The following is a 5,595-nucleotide window of genomic DNA, read 5'->3' on the forward strand; positions in this document are numbered from 1 at the left end:
CACCCGCCAGGCCCACCCACCGGGCTCAGCCACAAGGACCTGCCACAAGGACCTGCCACAAGGACCTGCCACCGGGCCCGCCCACCGAGCCGGCGGCCCGTCATTCCGAGGTGCGCGGCCGACGCACCCGGCGCCACAGTGAGGGGGCGACGCTGACGAGCACCGTCAAGGCGACGGCCGCCGCCACGCCTTCCCAGGGGCGGGGGAAGAGCGAGCCGCCCGCCACTCCGATGAGCTGGTAGACCGCGGACCATGCCAGGCAGGCCAGCACGTCGCCGCGCGCGAACTCCCGCATCCGCATGCGCGCCAGCAGGCAGGCGAGCATCACCGGGATGCGTCCCGCGGGCACCAGCCGGGAGACGACGAGCACGGCCACTCCGTGGTCGCGCAGTTTCCGGTCCGCCTGGGCGAGCCGCTCGGGCGCCGCCCGCTCGCGCAGCGCGGACAGCCAGCGGGAGCCGTTCTTGGAGCCGACGCCCCGCTTGCCCAGCCAGTAGAGGCCCAGGTCGCCCAGGAAGGCGGCGAGCGAGGAGATGCCGAAGACGGTCAGCAGCGCGAAGACCGGCAGGCTCTGGTGGAGTGCCACCACCGCTGCTCCGCTGACCAGCGCCCCGGTCGGTACGACGGGCACCAGGGAGCCGAGGACGATCAGCAGGAACAGCGAGGGGTACCCGAGTGCCTGCTGGGTCGCCTCCGGGGGCCTGACCACCGCGTCGGAGAGGGTTTCGGCGACGGTCGCCAGGCCGCCCAGGCCTGAGCTCAGCTCCGTCGTCACGCCCGGGGACAGGCTGGTCAGGCCCGCGCTCAGTCCTTCGGTGAGCGCACCGTTCACCTGTCCGCCTCCAGCCGCACGCACTCGCCGTGCTCCAGCAGATGCACCGTGACGTCGGGCGCGGGGTGCGTGGCCAGCCGTTTGAACTCCAGGCCGGGGGAGTGGAACTCGTGCGGCCGTACGGCGTCCATGCCGACCGGCCAGTACGTACCGAAGTGCACCGGCACCGCGCTGCGCGGACGCAGCCGCGCCAGGGCCTCGGCCGCCCGGCCCGCGTCCAGGTGGTCCGCGCCCAGGAACGGGCCCCAGCCCCCCACCGGCAGCAGCGCCGTGTCGACCGGGCCGACGGCTTGAGCCATGTCCTCGAACAGTCCGGTGTCCCCGGCGAAGTAGGTGCGCTCCTCACCCTCGATGACGTAGCCGAGCGCCGGGACGGCGTGCCGTCCCACCGGCAGCCGGCGGCCGTCGTGCGAGGCGGGTACCGCTCGCACGGTCACGGGGCCGGCTTCCACCGTCTGGCCTGGCGCCACCTCGGTCAGCTCCAGCCGCCGGGCCACGCGCCGGAGTCCCGGTACGGCGCGCCGCGCGCCGCGCGGCAGCACGACGCGGGTGCCCGCGTCCAGTCTGGCGAGCGAGCCGAGGTGCAGGTGGTCGGCGTGCAGGTGCGAGATGAGCACCAGGTCGGCCCGCGCGGCCTGAGGCGGTGGCAGCGCGCCCCGCCTGCGGCGCAGATGAGCGAGTCGGCGCACCAGCAGCGGATCGGTGAGCACCGTGACCCCCGAGTCCCGCACGGTGGCCGTGGCGTGTCCCCACCAGGTGACCTCGACCGGCACGTGCGCTCCTCCTCCCGCTCGCGGCTCCGTTCGTCTCACCGTCCCCGTCGCCGGGTGTCCGGTGGATACGAGCCTAAGCGTGCGAGGGTGCCGGCCGGGCGCCGCCTCCGCTTCGAAGGCCGGTCCGGGCGCGGTGCCGGGCTGTGTAAAAGTGGAGGATGTCCCGACAGGGGAGGATGTCCCCTCGGAGGTGTGGGAGGTGACCTGACGGACGTGCGCGTTCCCCGGATTCCGTGGCGCTGGCGCAGGCTGGGTGTGGCGGCGCTGCGCGTCGGAGCGGTCTGGATGGTCAGCACCCTGACGATGCTCGTCCTCGCGGGCGTGCTGCCCGATTTCCGCCTCCAGTCCGCCAGCGGAGACAGCGCCACCGTGATCGGTGTCACGGCCGCCGCGGGCGCGGGCGCCTTCGGTCTGCTGAGCGCCCTGGTGTGGCCGCTGCTGGTGCGCGCCTTCCTGCTCGTGCCCGCGCTGGTGCTCGGACTGCTCGTCTTCTTCCTGAACGGCTCGCTGCTGTGGCTGGCGCTCTCCCTGGTCCCGTACGGCAGCGGCAGCACCGATCCGACGATGGCCGTGGTCGTGGCCGCGGCCATGTCGGCGGCGTCCTCGGCGACCAACGCGTTCCTCGCGGTACGGGACGACCGGGCCTACCGCCGCAGGCTGGCGCGGATAGCCGTCCGCAGGCAGCGCAGGGAGGGCAGGGCCGACCCGCCCGCCACACCCGGCACGGTCTTCCTCCAGCTCGACGGCCTCGGACACGACGTACTCAAGGAGGCGCTGGAGGCGCCCGAGGGCGGGGAGCCGCTGATGCCCGCCGTGGCCGCGCTGTACGGGCGCACCCACAGGCTCACCCGCTGGCGCACCGACTGGTCCAGCCAGACCGGCGCCAGCCAGCTGGGCATCCTGCACGGCAGCAACGAGGACGTTCCCGCCTTCCGCTGGTACGAGAAGGAGAGCGGCGAGGTCGTCGTCAGCAACCGGCCCACCAGCGCCGCCGAACTCCAGCGCCGCGCCATGGAGCGCACGGGCGACAAGGGGCTTCTCGCCCAGGACGGCGCCAGCCGCGGCAACCTGTTCACCGGCGGCGCCCGGCAGGTGGCCCTGGTGCTCTCCGTCGCGGCGCGCCGGGGCAAGGACACCCGCTCCCGTGCCGGGTACTTCGCCTACTTCTCCGATCCCGCCAACGCCACCCGCACCGCCGTCTCGTTCGCCGCCGAGGTCGTGCGCGAGATGATCCAGTCCACGCGCGCCCTGCTGCGCCGCGAGCGTCCACGGGTGGGCCGCGGCGGGCTGTACCCGTTCATCCGGGCCTTCGCCACCGTCGTCGAGCGGGACGTGGTGGTGGCCGCCGTGCTGGGGGACATGCTCAGCTGCCGCACCGCCGTCTACGCCGACCTCGTCGGCTACGACGAGGTCGCCCACCACTCCGGGCCGCGCGGCCGGGACACCCGGCAGGTGCTGCGCCGCCTCGACCGGTCGGTCCAGCTGATCGCCAAGGTCGCCGCACGCGCTCCGCGCCCCTACCGCCTGGTGCTGCTCTCCGACCACGGCCAAAGCTTCGGTGAGACGTTCGAGGAGGCGTACGGGCTGACGCTGGAGGATCTCGTACGCGCCGGCAGCGGGCTCCAGGTGCCCCGGCGCGCCGGGCGGACGGCCAGCGGCTCCGAGGCCCGCGCCGCGGCACGCGCGGCGCTGCGGCGGCCGGAGGAACGCGGCCAGGAAGGCCCTCGCAAACCGGACCGCGACCGGGGACCCGTGGTCCTGGCCTCCGGCAACCTCGGCCTGGTCTCCTTCCCCGACGTGCCAGGGCGGCTGCCCCGGGAGCGGATCGAGGAGCTGCGGCCTGCGCTGCTGCCGACGCTGACCGAGCACCAGGGGATCGGCTTCGTGCTGGTGCGCAGCTCCCGGCACGGCCCCGTCGTACTGGGCGCGGGCGGCTGCGAGCGCCGGCTGCTGACCGGCGAGGTGGTCGGTCCGCGCGACCCGCTGGCGCCGTTCGGGCCCGGTGCCGCCCAGGCGGTACTGCGGACGGCGGGGTTCCCGCACGCGCCCGACATCATGGTCAACTCCGCGTTCGACCCGGTGACGGGTGCCGTGCACGCCTTCGAGGAGCAGGTCGGCTCCCACGGTGGGCTGGGCGGCGAGCAGAGCCACGCCTTCCTCCTCTCCCCGCTGGAGCTGTCCGCGCCCGTCGAACCGGGGGAGGAGCTGGTGGGCGCCCAGGCGGTCCACCAGGTGCTGCGTCGCTGGCTGACCGAATCCGCTGAGCCCCACTTCCTGGCGGGCCCCTCTCCCCTCGCCACCTCCGGCCCCCCGCAGGACCAGCCGCTGACCCCGGCGCCCTGAGCCACCTGCGGGAGGCGGCGGCTCAGGCGCCGTCGTGGACGCCGTCGTGGACGCGGTCGCGGTCGCGGTCGCGGATCGGGGCGCCCACGTCACGCAGGTGGCGTAGCGCCTCGCGCCAGGACGCCAGCAGCCCCGTCTCGTGGTAGGGGATGCCGAGCTCGGCGCAGTAGTCCCGCACCAGGGGCCGCGCCTTGCGCAGGTGCGGTGTCGGCATGCTGGGGAAGAGGTGGTGCTCGATCTGGTAGTTGAGCCCGCCGAGCGCGACGTCGGTGAGCAGTCCGCCGCGCACGTTGCGGGAGGTGAGGACCTGGCGGCGCAGGAAGTCGGGCCGCTCGTCGCCTTTGAGGGTGGGCATGCCCTTGTGGTTGGGCGCGAAGATGCTGCCCAGGTAGACGCCGAAGACGGCGTGGTGGACGAAGAGCACGGCGAAGGCCATGCCGGCGGGCAGCGCGGTGAACAGCGCCGTCAGGTAGCCGGCCGTGTGCAGGAGGAGCAGTCCGCCTTCGAGCCACCGGCGTTTCATGTGCGGTTGGCGCAGCGCGCGGAAGCTGGAGACGTGGAGGTTGAAGCCTTCGAGCGTCAGCAGGGGGAAGAAGAGCGCGGCCTGGTGCCGTCCGATGAAGCGGGGCAGCCCGCGTGCCTCGGTCGCCTGGTCCTGTGACCAGACGAGGATGTCGGGCGCCACGTCCGGGTCGAGGTCCTCGTGGTTGGGGTTGGCGTGGTGGCGGGTGTGCTTGTTCATCCACCAGCCGTAGGACATGCCTATGCACAGGTTGCCCACCGCGCGGCCGAAGGTCTCACTGGCGCGGCGCCCGCGGAAGACCTGCCGGTGTGCGAGGTCGTGGGCGACCAGCGCCAGTTGTCCGTAGACCAGGCCGAGGTATCCGGCGACCGCGAGCTGCCACCAGGAGGTGCCCACGGTGAACAGGGCGACCCAGCCCGCCGCGAACGCCAGAGCGACCAGGCTGAGGCGCACGGTGTAGTAGAGCGGTCTGCGGGCCATGAGGCCCGCAGCGGAGACCCGGTCGGCGAGCCGGGAGAAGTCGCTGCCCTGGCGGGCCCTACGGGCGCCGGCGGCGGGGCGTGGGCGGGCCGTGTCGGTCGCTGTCGTCATGCCCTTCAGCCTTCCGGCCGTGGCCGTGTGCGGACAGCCGCGCAGCACGCCCGTTGCCGCGGGGGCCTGGCCTCCAGGCCGGGTGTAGCTAGCTACACCCGGCCTCGGGGGCATCCCTGAGGCCGGCTTCCCGGGAGATCCCGTAGGGGTGGGTCAGTAGTCCTGGTCGGAGGCGGTGAGGGCGTCGGTGCCACCGGTGCCGCGCAGCCGCTGGAGGTGGATCTGCCGGGTGAGCCGGATCGCGGGCCTGATCATCAGTTCGACGCTGCCGAGGACGAAACACCAGGTTCCGGTGTGTGTCCACGCGGGCGAGAAGAACATGATGCTGCCGATCAGGAACCAGGCGGCGATCAGCGCGTCGTTGGCGACGCTGGCCGCCTCGTAGCGCTGCCGGACGACGAGCTCAGCGTGGCCGATGTGCAGGGTGAGGCTGCCTGCTCGATGGCGCGGGGACGGGTTCTGGGGCACGGGATCAGACGCTAGTGGAGCCGCGCGGCGCGGCTCCACTAGCGTCTGATCCCGTGCCCCAGAAC

General features: G+C 73.6%; 5 protein-coding genes. 1 reads left to right on the forward strand and 4 read right to left on the reverse strand.

Going from position 1 to position 5,595, the window contains the following annotated elements; translation table 11 throughout:
• Positions 1–100: 100 nt before the first annotated feature.
• Positions 101–751, reverse strand: a complete 651-nt coding sequence (locus AB8Z75_RS30335) for a DedA family protein (protein ID WP_369207590.1) — start codon at positions 749–751, stop codon at positions 101–103.
• Between the two features lie 77 nt (positions 752–828).
• Positions 829–1,605, reverse strand: a complete 777-nt coding sequence (locus tag AB8Z75_RS30340) for an MBL fold metallo-hydrolase (RefSeq protein ID WP_369207584.1) — start codon at positions 1,603–1,605, stop codon at positions 829–831.
• A 285-nt stretch (positions 1,606–1,890) separates the two neighbouring features.
• Between AB8Z75_RS30340 and AB8Z75_RS30345 the strand changes: the two genes are divergently transcribed.
• Positions 1,891–3,948: a phage holin family protein gene (locus tag AB8Z75_RS30345; RefSeq protein ID WP_369207592.1), complete on the forward strand. Its 2,058-nt coding sequence runs from the start codon at positions 1,891–1,893 to the stop codon at positions 3,946–3,948.
• Between the two features lie 22 nt (positions 3,949–3,970).
• Here the strand turns inward: AB8Z75_RS30345 and AB8Z75_RS30350 are convergent, their stop codons facing one another.
• Complete coding sequence (locus AB8Z75_RS30350; RefSeq protein WP_369207586.1) at positions 3,971–5,062, reverse strand: fatty acid desaturase; 1,092 nt, start codon at positions 5,060–5,062, stop codon at positions 3,971–3,973.
• Between the two features lie 153 nt (positions 5,063–5,215).
• Complete coding sequence (locus AB8Z75_RS30355) at positions 5,216–5,530, reverse strand: YrhK family protein (RefSeq protein ID WP_369207588.1); 315 nt, start codon at positions 5,528–5,530, stop codon at positions 5,216–5,218.
• Positions 5,531–5,595 lie beyond the last annotated feature (65 nt).

Origin of the sequence: Streptomyces sp. PU-14G, assembly GCF_041028275.1 — a bacterium.
Lineage (GTDB): Bacteria > Actinomycetota > Actinomycetes > Streptomycetales > Streptomycetaceae > Streptomyces.

What these genes read in the sequence shown, in the direction of transcription:
- AB8Z75_RS30350 (WP_369207586.1), bottom strand. Translation starts at nt 5,062, where the DNA reads ATGACGACAGCGACCGACACGGCCCGCCCACGCCCCGCCGCCGGCGCC.
- AB8Z75_RS30345 (WP_369207592.1), top strand. Translation starts at nt 1,891, where the DNA reads ATGGTCAGCACCCTGACGATGCTCGTCCTCGCGGGCGTGCTGCCCGAT.